We start from the raw sequence: 22,967 nt of genomic DNA, 5'->3' as shown, positions 1-22,967 counted from the left end.
GGGAGTTTGGCCTCAGGTATTCTCCGTTGGCCAGAAACCACGTACCAAACTCCCGTCCTGTGTGACTCCGATATATTCGCCCGGAAGTACCTTGACTGTCGCCTGCCCGTTGGTCCATTCCGACAGAGCCGCCAGACGATCCTCCACATCCACCTCGGGTACCACGATGTCAAACGAAACCACGTCCGAAAATGCCTTCTCGTACATCGCAATGCCACTCTGCCCTAACACGTATTCCAACTTCCCATACACGCCGTAATCGCACGTGACCTGAAGCGTGTTCATCACGTCGCACTCAAGCATCGCAGCAGCGGACAATCCTTGACTTGCCGCATCGGCATACGCGCGAACGAGGCCGCTGGCCCCGAGCAGGATGCCGCCAAAATAGCGCGTCACCACAACGAGGACATTGTCGATTGTGCGCCTCCGAATGACCTCGAGAATCGGACGTCCTGCGGTCCCACTGGGCTCCCCGTCATCGGAGAATCGCTCAACCGGAACGCCAAGCCCAACCCGATACGCGAAACAGTTGTGATTGGCGCTCTTGTGCTGCTCGCGAATGTCTAGGAGAGCTTGTTCCGCGTCGTCAACCCCCGATATCGGCACGACCGTAGCAATAAATCTGGACTTCTTCTCAACAGTTTCCAGTGTGAATTCTGATTCTGGTGTAGTAAACTTCATTCGGTAAAACACTTCCTCACTTGCCAAGCAGGTGATTGTTAGAACGACTGTACATAGTGGAGACACGTCGTGTCAAAAAAAGTTTGCAACCAAGTGTAACATCCCTCAACTTCATATCGTCTATAAAATGGAGTCGAGGCATGATAGCTTGTATTTTAGGAAATCGGCTACAACATGTATCGATTCAGAACAGTGCGCTCTATAGGGCTCAGCCCAACAAGACAGGCGATGTCGCGAAGAATGTCGGCAAGTCGTCGGTCTTAAATTCTGAGATGTGCATAGTTATTAGATTGTTTCGCTATGTCTCTCAGAAAATTTTGGGCTGAAAACTATTATTTCGCTTTACGCAAAAAAAAAGAAAGCGTATAATGCGGCACGAGGCATTGTCTTGGATACATAATCTTCTAATCTGCCGAGTTGAAGATTTTCGACCAAATTCGTGGCGAAATTCGAGTGGGTTAGCAGGAGAACGTAAGCCTATGGCGTAATAAACGAGATAGGCGACAATTCGGTGCAAATGCACTGAAGGGAGGGATGTCTTCCTACGTGTCGGGATTGCCGACCGAATGAGGGCGTTTGGCGACTTTCGCATGGAACGGATGCTTGCGATAGCGTCAACAAACTGATTCATCGTCATGGACTCGTGGGGACAGTGACGAAGGCCAAACTGCAAGGTGACCTCGTCACCAACTTTCAGTACTCATCTCACTTGTCGATTATGGGAGGAGAAATACTCTTGAAACGTGCGCTTACAGGTATTGCTGCAGCAGCAGTTGTACTCGGCTCAGTTTCGCCGATGGCATTTGCAGCAACAACAACATCAGGTCTAACCAAGGCCGGCCAACTACCTATCGTAGTTAACGGTTCTGTTCTTTCTAACCCTTACGAAATGACGGGCAAGGATTCCGGTAACACAACTGGTTTCTTCCCTGTCTACTACTTCGAACAAGCTTTGGCTAAGATTGGCTACACGGCTACTTGGGATGGCACAACCCACACCTTTGCTATCACGGCTAATGGCGTAACCCCAGCAGCAGTTGCTGGCGGCGTTGGCACGGGTAACACGACCGTTACGGTTAACGGCACGGTTGTTAAGAAGTTCAACACGCAGGTTGCTAAGGACCCAGCTGGTGGCGCGAAGGCACAAGCTACGACCTACATGCCTGTTTACTACATCAACAACGTCTTGACCGCTCTTGGCGTTAACGGTTCCTTCTCCGGCCAAACTGGCTTGAAGATCGTTGGTTCCACTAACGGAACTGGCTCGATTGGTCCAATTACCATTGGCGGTGCTAACAGTGGTACGGGCGCAGCAGCATCCCCAGCTGTTTCCTATGGTTCGGATTTGACGGTTAGTGCGAACTTAACCGATGCAAATGGTAACCCAGTTGCTGGCGTAAACACGACACTGTCAGTTTGGGGCAGCCAAGAGCCAACTGTGACTGTTAACGGGATTAACGCAAATCCGACAGCGATTACCGGTGGCTATAGCTTCCAGGTTGCTACAAATGCTGCCGGCGAAGCTGTGGCAACGATTAGCGTACCAAGCGGTGTTGCTGCATCTTACACGTTCCAATTTGCCGCTCCGTACACGGTTAACGGTACTCAAGTTACCGATTCAAAGGTCTATGCTGAATTTGTGACCGCTAATACAGCCGCAATTTCTCCTTATGCTGCAGACTCGTCTGATGCGTATCAGGTTCCTGTGTCTAGCTTGAGCAATGAAACAACTGGTTTGGTTCCAGTAACTGTAACTTTGCCGCTCTTGAACGGGGAACCTCAAGCGAACGTAAATGTTAACTTCAGCATTTCTAGCGTTCATGGCGATGCTTTCTTGGCTAATAGCGCTGGAACGGAACTTACCTCGCCACAAACTGTTGCAACGAACTCACAGGGTCAAGCGACAATTTGGGTTAACAGCAACGAAGCTGACACGGCTACGATTACTGCTACACCATCTGGTCAGACAGGTCTTACAACGTACGTCGGCTGGGGTGATTCCGGTGTTGCAACTCAGTTGAATTCTACATTGGGTGCATCTGGTGTAACCGGTGGTAGCGGCACAGTCGGATCCCCTTACACGGCGTCAGCTAGTTCTAATGTTACGGTAACGGCAACTGCTGAAGATGTTCTGGGTAACCCAGTGCCGAACGCAACATTGCTCATTACGAGTGTCGGCGGCAAAGGTAAATATGTAAGTGGCAGCACTGCTACAGATTTTCCGAACGCTACGCCAGCTAGTGGATCTGAGGTCAGCTCGACTGGTTCGCCTTTCGGCCAAATCGTAACCACCAATGCAAACGGTCAGTTCTCGTTTACGGCGAATGACTCAACGATTGGTGATGACGACCAATACAACGTCTATGTAATTCAAAATAGTGAAGTTGGCAACAGCGGAGACTCGATTGGTTCCATTTATGTGAACTACACGGGTTCAACCACATCTGTGGCAAATGTCGGTGTGGCAGCTAATGGACAGTTAGTTACGGCATACGTGAACAACAGTAATGCACCGACCACTTCACTGAGTAACGTAGAGTATCCTTCTACTGTTGAAAACAGTAGCGATTATGTCACCAATGGTCTCAATAACATTGAAGTTGGGGCATTCGACGGTAGTGCACAAGATTACTTGGCGGACAACACATCTGGTACTGTAACGTACCAATTGTCCTCTGGTGGCAGCTCGTTCATCGATGCTGTTGACGGTGTCTATCTCGACGGTGAGAACCCGGGACTTCCAAACAAAGTAACGGCTGTTAATGCAACTGTTACGGGCTACACACCAGCTGGTGCGCAAGCTGACACGGACTACTTCCAAGTATCCGTCAATGGAACAACCATTGGATACTACTCTGTAAATACGTCGACTGGTGCTACCAGCACGACCTTGAGCACGACAAGTGGTACGGGTGGTGCTTCGGAACTTCCGGCAGGTGTAACTGCAGAACCTACATTCACAAAGGGCACATTTGCGCTTCCGTCCGATGAAGGTAATGTTCTGACCACGGGTCATCGTTTGGTTTCTGGCCTGAACTTCAGTGTTGGCGATGAATCCACCGAGACTCCGACTGTGACTGCTGCTATCGGCAGTGTATCCGCAACGGCTAAGCCGCAGTTCATTCCAGGTGGTGCTGCGAAACTTGCAGCCAGCCCATCCCTTGCGTCTCCTGTGAATGGCACGGGTGAAAACGTAACGCTCACAGTTGAAGACGCTAACGGCAATCCAGTTGTGGATGCGCCTGTCTCCGTAGTTACTGGTCAGGCTGGTGCAACAGCAAACACTAACCTCTGGATCACGGCCGTTAATGGTACATCATTGAGCCAGACGTTTGGCACAAATAACACCACGGAGCCTACTCCGATTCCGTTGTACGCCGTGACTACACCGGAAGCTACAGCCTACAACAGTGTTGTACTACCAGGTGTTGTATCTTGGGGTAGCACGAGTGGCCTAACGGTTTACACTGACGCAAACGGTAAAGTTCAACTTACCTTGCAAAACGGCGGTGTTAACTACTACGGTACAGATGGTGGTTCACCGGCAACCCTGTCGTTGCAAACCAGCCCGTCAACAAGTAGCTACCAAGCGACGGCTGTTGTTAGCTACCCATCCAGTGGTACGACGACGATTGACATCAACGGTTCTGCACCTACTGCAGACGCTGGTGACACAGTATCTACAATCAATTGGCAATAACTTGGATATTCGATTGAGGAGGGTGACTTCGGTCACCCTCCTTTTTCGTGGTACGCCCGGCATGGACGGAATCTATAGGGTGTAAGTCCCGAACGGGGGTTGGCGACAGACCTACCGTTAGCCATTTGCAAGAAGGCGTGTGTATTCATAAAGTTATCCACTCATACGCCTGAATTTGCTGCAAGTGTCCACCTAGAGATAACAATGCTCTACCCGGAATCGGAGGTAGTTGGTAAAGGGTGCATGTTACAGGGGCCCCATGACGTATCAAATGGTGTCAATGCGTCTATTTCCAATCTATTGGAGGGGGAGCATTTCCACGCATTGTTTTGACGTTGTAATGAACTGTCTCTGTTTTCATAGATTTTTACGCTCCTTGGGTTTTGTTTGGTTGCAGTTGTTGCCACTGGAACACTTGTACTTGTTGCAATTCTCCTGCCTGAGAAATGAGAGCACGGCCTTTTATCGCTGGAAGTTCAAACGCTTCATTGTGTCCAGCACCTAGAATCACACCCGACTGAACCGCCGTTGTAACATGGAATGTGACGACTGCATCAAGATTGGCACGAAGTGTCCCTGGTACGGTATCCGCATCTGGGCGTTGTGGTGCAATGAGCACATGAATATTTGTCGAGCGTCCTTGTTGCAAAATGGTGTTCAAAATGTTTAGAATCTCTTTTGCCTGTTCGGCTTCCTGTTTGTTGGTTTTTGAATTTGCTGCGGTTGGAACATTGGCGAATTCATCGATGACAAGCGCGATAGATTCAAAGATTACGTGTTCATCTTCGAGCAACTTTCGCTGCCGTTCACGCATCAGATCTAGTAATTGGGTCACCGTTTCAAGCAACTCCGGAATCGTTGTAGCCATTATGAGTCGTGACTGAAATACCTGGTAATCGGAACCGCCTTTGAGGTCGGCAAGGATAAGCTTTGCCGATCCCATATACAGTAGTGATTCGAGAATCACTTTAATCAGATTGGTCTTACCGCCTCCCGTACGACCAACTACGAGAAGGTGCGGAAAGTCATCCATCGAGATTGTGGCAAGTTCCTGAGATCCCATGCCAATACACCACGTTTCAAGGCCTGGGTGTGCGTCCAGCCATGGCAATGCTTCTGTGAGTGGGATTTTCCTCCGGAAGCGTCCGACCAACCCAATTTCCACGACCCCCGGATTATCAGGTACCATTGCTATCTCTAGAGGTTGGTTGAGACCGGACTCAAGCACTGGTTTCAATTTCGTTAGTTCGGTAAAGGACAGTCCCGGCGGTAGGGCGTATTGTGCAACGAGTGTATTTCCACGGCGCCGTAGTCGTGTCAGACGGTGCAGGGTCGGTTGGGTCTTCGCTCGATTATTCATTTTTCGATAGGCGTGTCCAACTGGATTTCCGCCGACTAGCCAGAGCAAAACGGGATTATATTCATCTTGTATATTGACCTTGGCCACCATGATCCGAGTAGCAATGGCCGAAAGGATAAATAAACTCGCAAACCATGCTAGGTTTGGTAGCCCAATAAGTAGCAGAGGTAATCCAATGAGGCAGAGCGCCATGAATAGACCTAGATCGGCGGTCATGTTGTGGTTGTAATCTCGGTCAATCATCTTAATTCCCCCTCATGAAAATAAGGTGGTGTGACAATATCATGAGCAAGCGTTTTTATCCATTCCCCCATGAAATGTGGAACGTGAAAGTACATGCAGACTCCCGCAAACGCGAGACCCAATAGGAGGCAAGCTCCACTTTGGACGTAATACCTCAAAAGTATCCCACCCTTAGGCAGACTCTGATTTCTGATGTAGTTGAATCCCGTTTTGGGCAGCCTTTTCGCGGATGGCTTGCTCAATCCGCCACTGAACATCGTCAATCTGTAATGCTTGTCCAATATATTTATGTAAATATATAAACAGGTCTTTAGATGACGGTTCTCCTACTGAAACTGCAAACGAGGATAGTAGCCCCAGTAGGGACTTTGCTAGACTCGCTGAGTCAAATTTAATAGGTAGATTCCGCCGTTCACTGACGCCGCATTGCTTACTAGCTCGTTCAATTAGCCCGTCCCATGTATCGTTTAAGGGCCATAAGCTACGGTTCTTGTGTTCCGTCGGATTACGAAAAGATAGCCAAGAACGATACATATATGGCAGAACGCTCGGGAATTTTTCGACTGCCTCAGGAATACTCGCATCGGCAAAAGAACGCTCATCATCCAAAGTAAAGAGGTGAAGGGATTCGCGACGTAACTGGCACTCGATACGCCAAACATCTTGCTTTAGATCCCAACCTTCATCTTTCCAAAGGTCAGCAAAGAATATCTTTGAGTTTTTGTAAGACGCATTCTTCGAGACCTCAATCCATTTGTTATAGATGCGAACTAATAGCATCCCTTTACCAAATACGAAACCGGTGAAAGCCTCTCCTCGGTGGTAGATTGCAGTTTGGCTTTCTTCGACGGTATCATGTTCGGATTCAAACCATTGTTCTTCATCTATATAAGATGCTTTGTGTCGAGCTCTGGTTAAAAAGCGATCTTTATCCTCCGCGCAAAACTGTAGCTCGTCTGTGTCGAGAGCCCAGTCTAATCTAGAAACTCGAGACTGTAGTTGAAGTTCGCCATCCTCGCTAACAATTGCATTTGGCTCGTTTGCAAGGTCGTATAAAATTTGAATAGTTGCGCGCCATAGTTCAGAAAATGGCATGCTCCAACATGTAGCACTACGGAAAATTAGCTCAATGGGCCATTTGTTGGCCTTCTTAGATAGCTGTTTTCCGTATATTCGAAACTCAATGGGTATGTACTGCAATGATGTGCTTCCACTTGGAATAAACACCTTAAAGGCGTACCATTCACCCTTTGAACGCTCAGGATAATACTGGACGATCCTTTTCCCAATCTCTATGGATACTGCTTCATATTCGTATCGCTCTTTAGCCTCCCGCAATGCATCAATTAGTGATCGGAACACAATCGAGGAATAGGGGACATTTGCATGACCGATGAGCGTATCTGCCCCAGAACTAAGCATTTGAGTTCTCCAATCCATATCGTTCCAATATTTATAACGGTGCCTGTTAGTGGTAGCACCCGGGTGGGGGCAGCTCTGCGCTGCGCGCGCCACTCCCCCACCAAATTTGGATGTTACTTATTTGGCTTGGATTCAATCAAAGTTCCCTCTAGCGTCACACGATCGCGAAACGTACGAATGCTGATCACTTCAGCCGTGAAAATATCTCCTTTCTCGATGTGTGAACTGGCCGGAAGGGTAAAGTTATACCGTGCAAAATTCTCTCGATCCGCTGCCTCGACGTATTTGTTCTCGCCATTCTTCGACGATGATACTGACATAGCGACACCCGAAAATCGTAGACTCACTTTAATCACCTTTCTAGGATACAAAATAGTATTGGTATCGTGGGATAAATATACCATAGGGATACTTTATGATCAACACAATAGGATACATAATAAGTTCTTTTATGTGTATTTATCTGCTGGTTGTCTTCTTTTCTTACTTGATTTTGCTCTTTTTGGCAGGTGTGTACTCAAAAATTGTGTTTTAGGCTACAATTAGAATACAAATAAAAATATATTGCTCCTGTGTTTTCTTGAAGGAGGTTGTATATATGCCAAGGGTCTCAACAACGGAACAGATTACTAGGGATCAAGCTGAAAAGTTTTCGGCATGGATTGCGGTACAGCGTAAGTTATTGAGATATACGCAACAGGAAATGTCAGAACGGATCGGCTTGTCTAAGTCCTACTACGCAAATATTGAAACAGGCAGGAAGGTTCCAACTCACCGAATAATGATCAAGGCCGCGCAAGAGTTGGGGGATTTATCAATTCTAGAAGAGTTATTTGGGGAAGAGATGGTGAAGCAATTACGGGCGATGCCAGTAAAAGCGGAACGGAATGAGCCATCGCTTATGGAGTCTTTCCCTTTTTTACAGGAAGCTAGTCAGTTTTTTAATATCGACTGTAGCAGTAAGGCACTCAAGTTCATTGAACCTACGCCCATTTTACAATGGTGGGGAATACAGATGAACCAGGCGGTGATCATACGTCGCTTGGAGTCCCTACAACAAATTCAAGATGGTGCATTGCTCTGTTATCGTGTACATGGGATGCCGCCCGTGTTTGCATTTGCAGACTTAGAGAATCCAGAACAACCTATGGCAATGCCGTTGGAACTTTCTTTACGGACTCGGTTTAATCTGTCCTGGCGAGATACCGAGGAGTGGGGAATTGACTCAAAACAGGCGATTGAAAAAGTAGAGCTGGACCTAGCTTCTGTTGAGGGACGCTGGTATGTCGTTGTCGGGATGTTGGGGCGTCCATTGCAGATGAATCACGCGCCTCATTATGTGCCTGGACTACAGAATTTGAGTGAATCGAGCCAGCGGCGAGTGATCGAGGATACTCTTCATTTGTTGGAACTTGAGGGCAAAATCGAGAACAAGCAGCCGGTTCTACACGCATTGAATGCCTAGAATGAAGTAAGGGTGAAAAGGAATTCAATTTAGGCTTTCTGCCTAGGGGAGTATGGGCGAAGCCACAAAAGGGTCAAGCGCGAGCCGCTCACGCGGTGCTATCGCACGCTTGACCCTTTTTGCGTCTTCACCCAAATCGGTCGTTAGGCAGAATGCCTTTTTATGCGCGGTTTGCGCGAGGCTTCACATTAAAGGAGGGTGCTATATGATTGCACACGAAGCAGTTTTGTTGTTTACCGATCATTTGTTGACGGCAGAACGGAGCCAAAAGACTGTAATCGGCTATCAGTCTGATTTGCGGAATTTCGAACGATTCTATGAGCGCAAGTACAACGGGCCATGGTATGTCGAGGATACCACTCGGGAAGATGTCGAAGAATACATCGCGTTCCTCAAGCATGATCGTGGACTTGGACCAGCTACTCGCAATCGAATTTTGTTCGGGATACGCTCCTTTTTCCGTTTTCTTATCCAAAAAGAAATTTGTAGCGTGAACGTTGCCGATCACATGGAGCCTGTTCGATATGCAAAACGAGAACGCATGCATGTACCAGAGGACAATCTGGAACCGTTTATTGCTCACATTTCACACCCGGTTATACAAGCAGCTGCATATACCTTGTTTTACACAGGACTTCGAATTTCTGAATGTGTGAATCTAACTATGCAAAATGTGGACTTTGCCTCAAATTGTATTCGTGTCATCAATGGGAAGGGGAAGAAGAATCGAACGGTTCCCATTGCAGATAAACTTTTTCCGATTCTAGATACGTATCGTGAAACCTACCGCAGCCATGCAACTGCTAAGGAACGATTCTTTGCTACGGAAACAACTGGACGATTATCACCATCTTATTTCAACCATGTTCTTTTTCGTACAAGTCAGTCTTTAGGGATGGAAAAGGTTACTGCACATATGCTCCGGCATAGTTTTGCAACGAGTTTAGTACAACGAGGGGTTAATGTAGTCCAGATTCAAAAATTACTCGGGCATAGCTCCTTAACCGTAACATCTGTATATACACATGCCACACTTGATGATCTCTCACAAGCAGTAAATAGGTTATAGGAGGGGAATGGATGGACGAAACCCATGAAGAACGGCTGAATGAAATTTTGAAGGGATTGTCTAGTGGTTCTACTCGGGAGGAGTTAGCACAGCGGTACCAGCTGAGAAATCACCAAAGTCTAGATCAGTACATGCGTCGTAGAGGGTATCGATGGGACAAGCGTAGTGGGACGTATGTTAAACGAAATCAAAAGCAGGCCCGCGTAGTTGCATCCCGTGCTCTTGACATTATCGCCCAGTTCCGGGACCCAAATGCCGATGCAAAAGACATTGCGAAACGGCTACGATTCCCTAGCCATCATGATATGGCTCAATACATGCAAGCCCGTGGATATGTCTGGTCTACAGAGGAACATAATTATATTCCTAAACATGAGGCAGCTGTAGAGGAAGTGAGCCATTCCAATGTATCACAATCCGAGTTGAATAAATCGGACTGGGATAAATACTCCTCTATATTTTCTTTGCTTATCCAACATGAAGATAAGCTAACCCGTTTACTCGAACAGACTATGCCTGCACTATCCGAGGTTCCAAGATATTTGGTACCGGGCGTATACACAGTTAAATCTGTTCATATGGTTTCGGACCTAAATGAGTTGGTGAAACGGTTTAGTAAAGAGAACAATATCAGTCAACGTGAGGTCTTTGAGATTGCCCTAATTGACTTCTTTAAGAACTACGGATTTGGGCATGAAATTGATCTCCTACTTTCCAAATAACCAATTTCCTTTTTTAGGGGGACACTGTCTCCCTCTTTTTTTGTACTTTAACTCCCTTACCAATTGGATGATTCCGAATTTCATTTTCCACGCATCCTATCAGAAGGCTTTCTATTATATTGCAAACTATTTTCATCTGTTGAATAAAGGAAGGGGATAGACTATGAAAATCCCGCGTAATATCAACCTTTTTGGGACTATGGTGGGCTATCAGAAATGGGGAGATGCGGGGACTATCAAATACTCTTGAAACGTGCGCTTACAGGTATTGCTGCAGCAGCAGTTGTACTCGGCTCAGTTTCGCCGATGGCATTTGCAGCAACAACAACATCAGGTCTAACCAAGGCCGGCCAACTACCTATCGTAGTTAACGGTTCTGTTCTTTCTAACCCTTACGAAATGACGGGCAAGGATTCCGGTAACACAACTGGTTTCTTCCCTGTCTACTACTTCGAACAAGCTTTGGCTAAGATTGGCTACACGGCTACTTGGGATGGCACAACCCACACCTTTGCTATCACGGCTAATGGCGTAACCCCAGCAGCAGTTGCTGGCGGCGTTGGCACGGGTAACACGACCGTTACGGTTAACGGCACGGTTGTTAAGAAGTTCAACACGCAGGTTGCTAAGGACCCAGCTGGTGGCGCGAAGGCACAAGCTACGACCTACATGCCTGTTTACTACATCAACAACGTCTTGACCGCTCTTGGCGTTAACGGTTCCTTCTCCGGCCAAACTGGCTTGAAGATCGTTGGTTCCACTAACGGAACTGGCTCGATTGGTCCAATTACCATTGGCGGTGCTAACAGTGGTACGGGCGCAGCAGCATCCCCAGCTGTTTCCTATGGTTCGGATTTGACGGTTAGTGCGAACTTAACCGATGCAAATGGTAACCCAGTTGCTGGCGTAAACACGACACTGTCAGTTTGGGGCAGCCAAGAGCCAACTGTGACTGTTAACGGGATTAACGCAAATCCGACAGCGATTACCGGTGGCTATAGCTTCCAGGTTGCTACAAATGCTGCCGGCGAAGCTGTGGCAACGATTAGCGTACCAAGCGGTGTTGCTGCATCTTACACGTTCCAATTTGCCGCTCCGTACACGGTTAACGGTACTCAAGTTACCGATTCAAAGGTCTATGCTGAATTTGTGACCGCTAATACAGCCGCAATTTCTCCTTATGCTGCAGACTCGTCTGATGCGTATCAGGTTCCTGTGTCTAGCTTGAGCAATGAAACAACTGGTTTGGTTCCAGTAACTGTAACTTTGCCGCTCTTGAACGGGGAACCTCAAGCGAACGTAAATGTTAACTTCAGCATTTCTAGCGTTCATGGCGATGCTTTCTTGGCTAATAGCGCTGGAACGGAACTTACCTCGCCACAAACTGTTGCAACGAACTCACAGGGTCAAGCGACAATTTGGGTTAACAGCAACGAAGCTGACACGGCTACGATTACTGCTACACCATCTGGTCAGACAGGTCTTACAACGTACGTCGGCTGGGGTGATTCCGGTGTTGCAACTCAGTTGAATTCTACATTGGGTGCATCTGGTGTAACCGGTGGTAGCGGCACAGTCGGATCCCCTTACACGGCGTCAGCTAGTTCTAATGTTACGGTAACGGCAACTGCTGAAGATGTTCTGGGTAACCCAGTGCCGAACGCAACATTGCTCATTACGAGTGTCGGCGGCAAAGGTAAATATGTAAGTGGCAGCACTGCTACAGATTTTCCGAACGCTACGCCAGCTAGTGGATCTGAGGTCAGCTCGACTGGTTCGCCTTTCGGCCAAATCGTAACCACCAATGCAAACGGTCAGTTCTCGTTTACGGCGAATGACTCAACGATTGGTGATGACGACCAATACAACGTCTATGTAATTCAAAATAGTGAAGTTGGCAACAGCGGAGACTCGATTGGTTCCATTTATGTGAACTACACGGGTTCAACCACATCTGTGGCAAATGTCGGTGTGGCAGCTAATGGACAGTTAGTTACGGCATACGTGAACAACAGTAATGCACCGACCACTTCACTGAGTAACGTAGAGTATCCTTCTACTGTTGAAAACAGTAGCGATTATGTCACCAATGGTCTCAATAACATTGAAGTTGGGGCATTCGACGGTAGTGCACAAGATTACTTGGCGGACAACACATCTGGTACTGTAACGTACCAATTGTCCTCTGGTGGCAGCTCGTTCATCGATGCTGTTGACGGTGTCTATCTCGACGGTGAGAACCCGGGACTTCCAAACAAAGTAACGGCTGTTAATGCAACTGTTACGGGCTACACACCAGCTGGTGCGCAAGCTGACACGGACTACTTCCAAGTATCCGTCAATGGAACAACCATTGGATACTACTCTGTAAATACGTCGACTGGTGCTACCAGCACGACCTTGAGCACGACAAGTGGTACGGGTGGTGCTTCGGAACTTCCGGCAGGTGTAACTGCAGAACCTACATTCACAAAGGGCACATTTGCGCTTCCGTCCGATGAAGGTAATGTTCTGACCACGGGTCATCGTTTGGTTTCTGGCCTGAACTTCAGTGTTGGCGATGAATCCACCGAGACTCCGACTGTGACTGCTGCTATCGGCAGTGTATCCGCAACGGCTAAGCCGCAGTTCATTCCAGGTGGTGCTGCGAAACTTGCAGCCAGCCCATCCCTTGCGTCTCCTGTGAATGGCACGGGTGAAAACGTAACGCTCACAGTTGAAGACGCTAACGGCAATCCAGTTGTGGATGCGCCTGTCTCCGTAGTTACTGGTCAGGCTGGTGCAACAGCAAACACTAACCTCTGGATCACGGCCGTTAATGGTACATCATTGAGCCAGACGTTTGGCACAAATAACACCACGGAGCCTACTCCGATTCCGTTGTACGCCGTGACTACACCGGAAGCTACAGCCTACAACAGTGTTGTACTACCAGGTGTTGTATCTTGGGGTAGCACGAGTGGCCTAACGGTTTACACTGACGCAAACGGTAAAGTTCAACTTACCTTGCAAAACGGCGGTGTTAACTACTACGGTACAGATGGTGGTTCACCGGCAACCCTGTCGTTGCAAACCAGCCCGTCAACAAGTAGCTACCAAGCGACGGCTGTTGTTAGCTACCCATCCAGTGGTACGACGACGATTGACATCAACGGTTCTGCACCTACTGCAGACGCTGGTGACACAGTATCTACAATCAATTGGCAATAACTTGGATATTCGATTGAGGAGGGTGACTTCGGTCACCCTCCTTTTTCGTGGTACGCCCGGCATGGACGGAATCTATAGGGTGTAAGTCCCGAACGGGGGTTGGCGACAGACCTACCGTTAGCCATTTGCAAGAAGGCGTGTGTATTCATAAAGTTATCCACTCATACGCCTGAATTTGCTGCAAGTGTCCACCTAGAGATAACAATGCTCTACCCGGAATCGGAGGTAGTTGGTAAAGGGTGCATGTTACAGGGGCCCCATGACGTATCAAATGGTGTCAATGCGTCTATTTCCAATCTATTGGAGGGGAGCATTTCCACGCATTGTTTTGACGTTGTAATGAACTGTCTCTGTTTTCATAGATTTTTACGCTCCTTGGGTTTTGTTTGGTTGCAGTTGTTGCCACTGGAACACTTGTACTTGTTGCAATTCTCCTGCCTGAGAAATGAGAGCACGGCCTTTTATCGCTGGAAGTTCAAACGCTTCATTGTGTCCAGCACCTAGAATCACACCCGACTGAACCGCCGTTGTAACATGGAATGTGACGACTGCATCAAGATTGGCACGAAGTGTCCCTGGTACGGTATCCGCATCTGGGCGTTGTGGTGCAATGAGCACATGAATATTTGTCGAGCGTCCTTGTTGCAAAATGGTGTTCAAAATGTTTAGAATCTCTTTTGCCTGTTCGGCTTCCTGTTTGTTGGTTTTTGAATTTGCTGCGGTTGGAACATTGGCGAATTCATCGATGACAAGCGCGATAGATTCAAAGATTACGTGTTCATCTTCGAGCAACTTTCGCTGCCGTTCACGCATCAGATCTAGTAATTGGGTCACCGTTTCAAGCAACTCCGGAATCGTTGTAGCCATTATGAGTCGTGACTGAAATACCTGGTAATCGGAACCGCCTTTGAGGTCGGCAAGGATAAGCTTTGCCGATCCCATATACAGTAGTGATTCGAGAATCACTTTAATCAGATTGGTCTTACCGCCTCCCGTACGACCAACTACGAGAAGGTGCGGAAAGTCATCCATCGAGATTGTGGCAAGTTCCTGAGATCCCATGCCAATACACCACGTTTCAAGGCCTGGGTGTGCGTCCAGCCATGGCAATGCTTCTGTGAGTGGGATTTTCCTCCGGAAGCGTCCGACCAACCCAATTTCCACGACCCCCGGATTATCAGGTACCATTGCTATCTCTAGAGGTTGGTTGAGACCGGACTCAAGCACTGGTTTCAATTTCGTTAGTTCGGTAAAGGACAGTCCCGGCGGTAGGGCGTATTGTGCAACGAGTGTATTTCCACGGCGCCGTAGTCGTGTCAGACGGTGCAGGGTCGGTTGGGTCTTCGCTCGATTATTCATTTTTCGATAGGCGTGTCCAACTGGATTTCCGCCGACTAGCCAGAGCAAAACGGGATTATATTCATCTTGTATATTGACCTTGGCCACCATGATCCGAGTAGCAATGGCCGAAAGGATAAATAAACTCGCAAACCATGCTAGGTTTGGTAGCCCAATAAGTAGCAGAGGTAATCCAATGAGGCAGAGCGCCATGAATAGACCTAGATCGGCGGTCATGTTGTGGTTGTAATCTCGGTCAATCATCTTAATTCCCCCTCATGAAAATAAGGTGGTGTGACAATATCATGAGCAAGCGTTTTTATCCATTCCCCCATGAAATGTGGAACGTGAAAGTACATGCAGACTCCCGCAAACGCGAGACCCAATAGGAGGCAAGCTCCACTTTGGACGTAATACCTCAAAAGTATCCCACCCTTAGGCAGACTCTGATTTCTGATGTAGTTGAATCCCGTTTTGGGCAGCCTTTTCGCGGATGGCTTGCTCAATCCGCCACTGAACATCGTCAATCTGTAATGCTTGTCCAATATATTTATGTAAATATATAAACAGGTCTTTAGATGACGGTTCTCCTACTGAAACTGCAAACGAGGATAGTAGCCCCAGTAGGGACTTTGCTAGACTCGCTGAGTCAAATTTAATAGGTAGATTCCGCCGTTCACTGACGCCGCATTGCTTACTAGCTCGTTCAATTAGCCCGTCCCATGTATCGTTTAAGGGCCATAAGCTACGGTTCTTGTGTTCCGTCGGATTACGAAAAGATAGCCAAGAACGATACATATATGGCAGAACGCTCGGGAATTTTTCGACTGCCTCAGGAATACTCGCATCGGCAAAAGAACGCTCATCATCCAAAGTAAAGAGGTGAAGGGATTCGCGACGTAACTGGCACTCGATACGCCAAACATCTTGCTTTAGATCCCAACCTTCATCTTTCCAAAGGTCAGCAAAGAATATCTTTGAGTTTTTGTAAGACGCATTCTTCGAGACCTCAATCCATTTGTTATAGATGCGAACTAATAGCATCCCTTTACCAAATACGAAACCGGTGAAAGCCTCTCCTCGGTGGTAGATTGCAGTTTGGCTTTCTTCGACGGTATCATGTTCGGATTCAAACCATTGTTCTTCATCTATATAAGATGCTTTGTGTCGAGCTCTGGTTAAAAAGCGATCTTTATCCTCCGCGCAAAACTGTAGCTCGTCTGTGTCGAGAGCCCAGTCTAATCTAGAAACTCGAGACTGTAGTTGAAGTTCGCCATCCTCGCTAACAATTGCATTTGGCTCGTTTGCAAGGTCGTATAAAATTTGAATAGTTGCGCGCCATAGTTCAGAAAATGGCATGCTCCAACATGTAGCACTACGGAAAATTAGCTCAATGGGCCATTTGTTGGCCTTCTTAGATAGCTGTTTTCCGTATATTCGAAACTCAATGGGTATGTACTGCAATGATGTGCTTCCACTTGGAATAAACACCTTAAAGGCGTACCATTCACCCTTTGAACGCTCAGGATAATACTGGACGATCCTTTTCCCAATCTCTATGGATACTGCTTCATATTCGTATCGCTCTTTAGCCTCCCGCAATGCATCAATTAGTGATCGGAACACAATCGAGGAATAGGGGACATTTGCATGACCGATGAGCGTATCTGCCCCAGAACTAAGCATTTGAGTTCTCCAATCCATATCGTTCCAATATTTATAACGGTGCCTGTTAGTGGTAGCACCCGGGTGGGGGCAGCTCTGCGCTGCGCGCGCCACTCCCCACCAAATTTGGATGTTACTTATTTGGCTTGGATTCAATCAAAGTTCCCTCTAGCGTCACACGATCGCGAAACGTACGAATGCTGATCACTTCAGCCGTGAAAATATCTCCTTTCTCGATGTGTGAACTGGCCGGAAGGGTAAAGTTATACCGTGCAAAATTCTCTCGATCCGCTGCCTCGACGTATTTGTTCTCGCCATTCTTCGACGATGATACTGACATAGCGACACCCGAAAATCGTAGACTCACTTTAATCACCTTTCTAGGATACAAAATAGTATTGGTATCGTGGGATAAATATACCATAGGGATACTTTATGATCAACACAATAGGATACATAATAAGTTCTTTTATGTGTATTTATCTGCTGGTTGTCTTCTTTTCTTACTTGATTTTGCTCTTTTTGGCAGGTGTGTACTCAAAAATTGTGTTTTAGGCTACAATTAGAATACAAATAAAAATATATTGCTCCTGTGTTTTCTTGAAGGAGGTTGTATATATGCCAAGGGTCTCAACAACGGAACAGATTACTAGGGATCAAGCTGAAAAGTTTTCGGCATGGATTGCGGTACAGCGTAAGTTATTGAGATATACGCAACAGGAAATGTCAGAACGGATCGGCTTGTCTAAGTCCTACTACGCAAATATTGAAACAGGCAGGAAGGTTCCAACTCACCGAATAATGATCAAGGCCGCGCAAGAGTTGGGGGATTTATCAATTCTAGAAGAGTTATTTGGGGAAGAGATGGTGAAGCAATTACGGGCGATGCCAGTAAAAGCGGAACGGAATGAGCCATCGCTTATGGAGTCTTTCCCTTTTTTACAGGAAGCTAGTCAGTTTTTTAATATCGACTGTAGCAGTAAGGCACTCAAGTTCATTGAACCTACGCCCATTTTACAATGGTGGGGAATACAGATGAACCAGGCGGTGATCATACGTCGCTTGGAGTCCCTACAACAAATTCAAGATGGTGCATTGCTCTGTTATCGTGTACATGGGATGCCGCCCGTGTTTGCATTTGCAGACTTAGAGAATCCAGAACAACCTATGGCAATGCCGTTGGAACTTTCTTTACGGACTCGGTTTAATCTGTCCTGGCGAGATACCGAGGAGTGGGGAATTGACTCAAAACAGGCGATTGAAAAAGTAGAGCTGGACCTAGCTTCTGTTGAGGGACGCTGGTATGTCGTTGTCGGGATGTTGGGGCGTCCATTGCAGATGAATCACGCGCCTCATTATGTGCCTGGACTACAGAATTTGAGTGAATCGAGCCAGCGGCGAGTGATCGAGGATACTCTTCATTTGTTGGAACTTGAGGGCAAAATCGAGAACAAGCAGCCGGTTCTACACGCATTGAATGCCTAGAATGAAGTAAGGGTGAAAAGGAATTCAATTTAGGCTTTCTGCCTAGGGGAGTATGGGCGAAGCCACAAAAAGGGTCAAGCGCGAGCCGCTCACGCGGTGCTATCGCACGCTTGACCCTTTTTGCGTCTTCACCCAAATCGGTCGTTAGGCAGAATGCCTTTTTATGCGCGGTTTGCGCGAGGCTTCACATTAAAGGAGGGTGCTATATGATTGCACACGAAGCAGTTTTGTTGTTTACCGATCATTTGTTGACGGCAGAACGGAGCCAAAAGACTGTAATCGGCTATCAGTCTGATTTGCGGAATTTCGAACGATTCTATGAGCGCAAGTACAACGGGCCATGGTATGTCGAGGATACCACTCGGGAAGATGTCGAAGAATACATCGCGTTCCTCAAGCATGATCGTGGACTTGGACCAGCTACTCGCAATCGAATTTTGTTCGGGATACGCTCCTTTTTCCGTTTTCTTATCCAAAAAGAAATTTGTAGCGTGAACGTTGCCGATCACATGGAGCCTGTTCGATATGCAAAACGAGAACGCATGCATGTACCAGAGGACAATCTGGAACCGTTTATTGCTCACATTTCACACCCGGTTATACAAGCAGCTGCATATACCTTGTTTTACACAGGACTTCGAATTTCTGAATGTGTGAATCTAACTATGCAAAATGTGGACTTTGCCTCAAATTGTATTCGTGTCATCAATGGGAAGGGGAAGAAGAATCGAACGGTTCCCATTGCAGATAAACTTTTTCCGATTCTAGATACGTATCGTGAAACCTACCGCAGCCATGCAACTGCTAAGGAACGATTCTTTGCTACGGAAACAACTGGACGATTATCACCATCTTATTTCAACCATGTTCTTTTTCGTACAAGTCAGTCTTTAGGGATGGAAAAGGTTACTGCACATATGCTCCGGCATAGTTTTGCAACGAGTTTAGTACAACGAGGGGTTAATGTAGTCCAGATTCAAAAATTACTCGGGCATAGCTCCTTAACCGTAACATCTGTATATACACATGCCACACTTGATGATCTCTCACAAGCAGTAAATAGGTTATAGGAGGGGAATGGATGGACGAAACCCATGAAGAACGGCTGAATGAAATTTTGAAGGGATTGTCTAGTGGTTCTACTCGGGAGGAGTTAGCACAGCGGTACCAGCTGAGAAATCACCAAAGTCTAGATCAGTACATGCGTCGTAGAGGGTATCGATGGGACAAGCGTAGTGGGACGTATGTTAAACGAAATCAAAAGCAGGCCCGCGTAGTTGCATCCCGTGCTCTTGACATTATCGCCCAGTTCCGGGACCCAAATGCCGATGCAAAAGACATTGCGAAACGGCTACGATTCCCTAGCCATCATGATATGGCTCAATACATGCAAGCCCGTGGATATGTCTGGTCTACAGAGGAACATAATTATATTCCTAAACATGAGGCAGCTGTAGAGGAAGTGAGCCATTCCAATGTATCACAATCCGAGTTGAATAAATCGGACTGGGATAAATACTCCTCTATATTTTCTTTGCTTATCCAACATGAAGATAAGCTAACCCGTTTACTCGAACAGACTATGCCTGCACTATCCGAGGTTCCAAGATATTTGGTACCGGGCGTATACACAGTTAAATCTGTTCATATGGTTTCGGACCTAAATGAGTTGGTGAAACGGTTTAGTAAAGAGAACAATATCAGTCAACGTGAGGTCTTTGAGATTGCCCTAATTGACTTCTTTAAGAACTACGGATTTGGGCATGAAATTGATCTCCTACTTTCCAAATAACCAATTTCCTTTTTTAGGGGGACACTGTCTCCCTCTTTTTTTGTACTTTAACTCCCTTACCAATTGGATGATTCCGAATTTCATTTTCCACGCATCCTATCAGAAGGCTTTCTATTATATTGCAAACTATTTTCATCTGTTGAATAAAGGAAGGGGATAGACTATGAAAATCCCGCGTAATATCAACCTTTTTGGGACTATGGTGGGCTATCAGAAATGGGGAGATGCGGGGACTATCAAATACTCTTGAAACGTGCGCTTACAGGTATTGCTGCAGCAGCAGTAGTCCTCGGCTCGGTTTCGCCGATGGCATTTGCAGCAACAACAACATCAGGTCTAACCAAGGCCGGCCAACTACCTATCGTAGTTAACGGTTCTGTTCTTTCTAACCCTTACGAAATGACGGGCAAGGATTCCGGTAACACCACCGCTTTCTTCCCTGTCTACTACTTCAACCAAGCTTTGGCTAAGATCGGCTACACGGCTACTTGGGATGGCACGACGCACACTTGGGCTATCACGGCTCCTGGCGTAACGGCTGCTCCAGTTGCTGGCGGCGTAGGCACGGGTAACACCACCATCACCGTTAACGGCACGGTTGTTAAGAAGATCAACACGCAAGCTGCTAAGGATCCAGCTGCTAGCAAGTCGGCCGCAGCAACGACCTACCTGCCAGCTTACTACGTTGACGAAATCCTGACGGCTATTGGCGCGCAAGGTACCTTCAGTGGCCAAACTGGCTTGAAGATTACGGGTGCTGCACAAGGTGAAGCTGGCCTGAGTGCAATTGCTGTAACTGGTCAAACCAGCGGTACAGGTTCGACAGCATCCCCGGCAACTGCTCTAAACGGTGGTTCTTTGACACTCTCCACCACGTTGACTGATGCTAATGGCAATCCACTTGCTAACACGCAAGTAACGTTCGCTATCTCTGCAGGCGGTAGCTACGCTTCAGGCCTCTCGGTTACATCGAATGGTGACGCGGTAGCTTCTTCGAACTCTGGTGTTGTTGGTGCAACAGCTGCTGACTATCAAGTGTACACCAATGCTTCTGGTGTAGCTTCGATTAACGTTACCGGCCCATCTGGCCAAACTGCAGCATACAGTGTAACAGCATCTGCTCCTTACCAAACATCCACTGGCGCAACCCTTTCGACGTCAGCTGTAAATGTTGAGTTCGTTGCTCCAGGTTCTGTAGGTATCTCCCCGTATGTATCTGGTGGTGCATACGATGCTAGCTTCGGAACAGCGCAACCTGTTACGGTAACACTGCCTCCTGCAAATGGAGTAGCACAGTCTAATGTTACACTTACGTTCAACGTTGATAATGGCTACTTCACAAACAGTGCTGGAGCTGACCTTGGACAAGAGGTCACGGCACAGACAAACGCTTCCGGTCAGGCAACGGTTTATGTAAATGATTCGGTTCTTGGCCAAACGTCTAACGTCACTGTTACTGGCTCGACGCCGACTCTTACAGTTAACACGGGTACGAGCATTGAATGGAACCAGGCTGGTACAGCATCCTCCATTAACAATTTCGCAGTTAGCAACACTAACCCTACGGCAGGTCAAGACGTTACCCTTACCGGTACGGTAGTAGACGCTAACGGCAATGCTGTTCCAAACGCACAATTGCTGTTGGTTGGTGGTTACAACTCTAACAACGCAACCAATGCATATGTTTCGAACGGAACGACCACTGACTTCCCGAATGTAACCATCGCACAAGGAGTTCCAGCTAACTCGAATTACGGTGAAGTCCTTACCACGAACGCTGCTGGTGTATTCACCGCGACTGTCACTGATTCGAGCTCTGAAATCGACGGCTATGCATTCTACCCGGTTGTAAACGGAGTTGTTTCGCAGAACCAACCGTTGAACTACAGTGCAACGGCTTCTGCAGCTGCAAACAGCCAATCAACCGCTGCCGATGATGAAGCTGGTGACTTTACCACTTCTGTAACCTTCGGTGATGCAACGACCCTGGCTAACATCACGGCTTATGGGATTCTCCCAAGCTCCGTGAGTGCAACAGACAGCACATCTGTATCCGGCATTAATGCTGGTGAAGGCGATGTAGCAACTGCTTACTTCGCACCGGTTAGTGCTTCTACAGTTCTCAGCGGCCAGGCGCTTTCTTACAACCTGAGCGCAAGCAACAGTGGAACGATTAACCAAGTCGACGGTGTTAACCTGTTGAACGCTGTATCTGCAACGACGGCTACTGTTACGTACTATGCTTCTACAACAAGCGGTGCAACGACATATAACCCATATTACCTAATCACGGTTCCTGGTGGATTTGCTGGTGGCTACACGTCACTACAAATTAACGGTTCTGTTGCAGGTGGTACGAACGCAACAGTTACAGGTGCTAAAGTAATCAATGCACCGTTGACCAGCACGCCTGAGTTGCTGTCGGTTGGCGTAAGCAACAAGAATACGGGAACAACGAACCTGACTGTAACGTCTGGCTCTGCTCAGGCTACAGCAGCATTTGGCTTTACTAACGGTGCCGTTAATAAGTTGGCAAGTGTATCGCCGGTGAGCGGTTCCATTACAAGTGGTCAATCTTCTACCTTCAACTTCACCGTTGAGGATAGTCAAGGTAACCCAATCGCTAACACCTCGGTACCGGTAGCGATTGAAGGTTCGAACAGCCCAGTGTGGATTACCGTGTGTTTTGTCAAGAAGATTTCCCTGGTTTTATCATCACTTTTTCCTTGGTGTAATCATCGATTTTTCCCTGGTGTGATCAACTAAAATCCCCTGGTATTATCACGAGAATTCCCTGGTGTATTTCCAGTTCTGT

16 protein-coding genes are annotated in these 22,967 nt (G+C 47.3%); 9 read left to right on the top strand and 7 right to left on the bottom strand.

Annotated features, from left to right (window positions below; genetic code table 11):
• Positions 1–12: 12 nt before the first annotated feature.
• The gene (locus NZD89_RS27050) at positions 13–681 is read right to left on the bottom strand and encodes a YigZ family protein (RefSeq protein WP_268005719.1); all 669 of its coding nucleotides are present in this window, start codon (positions 679–681) and stop codon (positions 13–15) included.
• A gap of 736 nt (positions 682–1,417) precedes the next feature.
• On the opposite strand from NZD89_RS27050, the gene NZD89_RS27045 reads away from it, so the two are divergent.
• Positions 1,418–4,381: a beta strand repeat-containing protein gene (locus tag NZD89_RS27045; RefSeq protein WP_268005718.1), complete on the top strand. Its 2,964-nt coding sequence runs from the start codon at positions 1,418–1,420 to the stop codon at positions 4,379–4,381.
• 367 nt (positions 4,382–4,748) lie between these two features.
• Here the strand turns inward: NZD89_RS27045 and NZD89_RS27040 are convergent, their stop codons facing one another.
• From NZD89_RS27040 to NZD89_RS27030, 3 genes are all read right to left on the bottom strand, one after another.
• Positions 4,749–5,984 carry an FtsK/SpoIIIE domain-containing protein gene (locus NZD89_RS27040; RefSeq protein WP_268005716.1) on the bottom strand — a complete coding sequence of 412 codons (1,236 nt, stop codon included), beginning with the start codon at positions 5,982–5,984 and terminating at the stop codon, positions 4,749–4,751.
• 171 nt (positions 5,985–6,155) lie between these two features.
• A complete protein-coding gene (locus NZD89_RS27035) occupies positions 6,156–7,406 on the bottom strand; it encodes a hypothetical protein (protein ID WP_268005715.1) in 1,251 nt (416 codons plus the stop codon).
• Positions 7,407–7,519: 113 nt separating this feature from the next.
• Positions 7,520–7,753 carry a hypothetical protein gene (locus tag NZD89_RS27030; protein ID WP_268005714.1) on the bottom strand — a complete coding sequence of 78 codons (234 nt, stop codon included), beginning with the start codon at positions 7,751–7,753 and terminating at the stop codon, positions 7,520–7,522.
• A 251-nt stretch (positions 7,754–8,004) separates the two neighbouring features.
• Between NZD89_RS27030 and NZD89_RS27025 the strand changes: the two genes are divergently transcribed.
• The 4 genes from NZD89_RS27025 to NZD89_RS27010 all read left to right on the top strand — a co-directional run bounded on the left by NZD89_RS27025 (position 8,005) and on the right by NZD89_RS27010 (position 13,872).
• Positions 8,005–8,871 (top strand): helix-turn-helix transcriptional regulator, encoded by an 867-nt coding sequence (locus NZD89_RS27025; RefSeq protein ID WP_268005713.1) that lies wholly within the window; start codon positions 8,005–8,007, stop codon positions 8,869–8,871.
• A gap of 205 nt (positions 8,872–9,076) precedes the next feature.
• Positions 9,077–9,940 (top strand): tyrosine-type recombinase/integrase, encoded by an 864-nt coding sequence (locus tag NZD89_RS27020; protein ID WP_268005712.1) that lies wholly within the window; start codon positions 9,077–9,079, stop codon positions 9,938–9,940.
• Between the two features lie 11 nt (positions 9,941–9,951).
• On the top strand, positions 9,952–10,662 hold the full coding sequence (locus tag NZD89_RS27015; protein ID WP_268005711.1) for a hypothetical protein: 711 nt from the start codon (positions 9,952–9,954) through the stop codon (positions 10,660–10,662).
• 216 nt (positions 10,663–10,878) lie between these two features.
• The gene (locus tag NZD89_RS27010; RefSeq protein ID WP_268005717.1) at positions 10,879–13,872 is read left to right on the top strand and encodes a beta strand repeat-containing protein; all 2,994 of its coding nucleotides are present in this window, start codon (positions 10,879–10,881) and stop codon (positions 13,870–13,872) included.
• Positions 13,873–14,238: 366 nt separating this feature from the next.
• Here NZD89_RS27010 and NZD89_RS27005 read toward each other — a convergent pair whose 3' ends face one another.
• The 3 genes from NZD89_RS27005 to NZD89_RS26995 form a co-directional block, all read right to left on the bottom strand.
• The gene (locus NZD89_RS27005; protein ID WP_268005716.1) at positions 14,239–15,474 is read right to left on the bottom strand and encodes an FtsK/SpoIIIE domain-containing protein; all 1,236 of its coding nucleotides are present in this window, start codon (positions 15,472–15,474) and stop codon (positions 14,239–14,241) included.
• A 171-nt stretch (positions 15,475–15,645) separates the two neighbouring features.
• The gene (locus NZD89_RS27000) at positions 15,646–16,896 is read right to left on the bottom strand and encodes a hypothetical protein (RefSeq protein ID WP_268005715.1); all 1,251 of its coding nucleotides are present in this window, start codon (positions 16,894–16,896) and stop codon (positions 15,646–15,648) included.
• Between the two features lie 112 nt (positions 16,897–17,008).
• Positions 17,009–17,242 (bottom strand): hypothetical protein, encoded by a 234-nt coding sequence (locus NZD89_RS26995; protein WP_268005714.1) that lies wholly within the window; start codon positions 17,240–17,242, stop codon positions 17,009–17,011.
• Between the two features lie 251 nt (positions 17,243–17,493).
• Between NZD89_RS26995 and NZD89_RS26990 the strand changes: the two genes are divergently transcribed.
• The 4 genes from NZD89_RS26990 to NZD89_RS26975 all read left to right on the top strand — a co-directional run bounded on the left by NZD89_RS26990 (position 17,494) and on the right by NZD89_RS26975 (position 22,918).
• Complete coding sequence (locus NZD89_RS26990; RefSeq protein ID WP_268005713.1) at positions 17,494–18,360, top strand: helix-turn-helix transcriptional regulator; 867 nt, start codon at positions 17,494–17,496, stop codon at positions 18,358–18,360.
• A gap of 206 nt (positions 18,361–18,566) precedes the next feature.
• Positions 18,567–19,430: a tyrosine-type recombinase/integrase gene (locus NZD89_RS26985; RefSeq protein WP_268005712.1), complete on the top strand. Its 864-nt coding sequence runs from the start codon at positions 18,567–18,569 to the stop codon at positions 19,428–19,430.
• An 11-nt stretch (positions 19,431–19,441) separates the two neighbouring features.
• A complete protein-coding gene (locus NZD89_RS26980; protein WP_268005711.1) occupies positions 19,442–20,152 on the top strand; it encodes a hypothetical protein in 711 nt (236 codons plus the stop codon).
• Between the two features lie 246 nt (positions 20,153–20,398).
• Positions 20,399–22,918 (top strand): beta strand repeat-containing protein, encoded by a 2,520-nt coding sequence (locus NZD89_RS26975; protein ID WP_268005710.1) that lies wholly within the window; start codon positions 20,399–20,401, stop codon positions 22,916–22,918.
• Positions 22,919–22,967: the final 49 nt, after the last annotated feature.

The organism is Alicyclobacillus fastidiosus (assembly GCF_026651875.1).
GTDB classification, from domain to species: domain Bacteria; phylum Bacillota; class Bacilli; order Alicyclobacillales; family Alicyclobacillaceae; genus Alicyclobacillus; species Alicyclobacillus fastidiosus.
The sequence above is the reverse complement of the archived record's forward strand: the minus strand, read 5'-3'. Positions and strand labels throughout refer to the sequence as shown.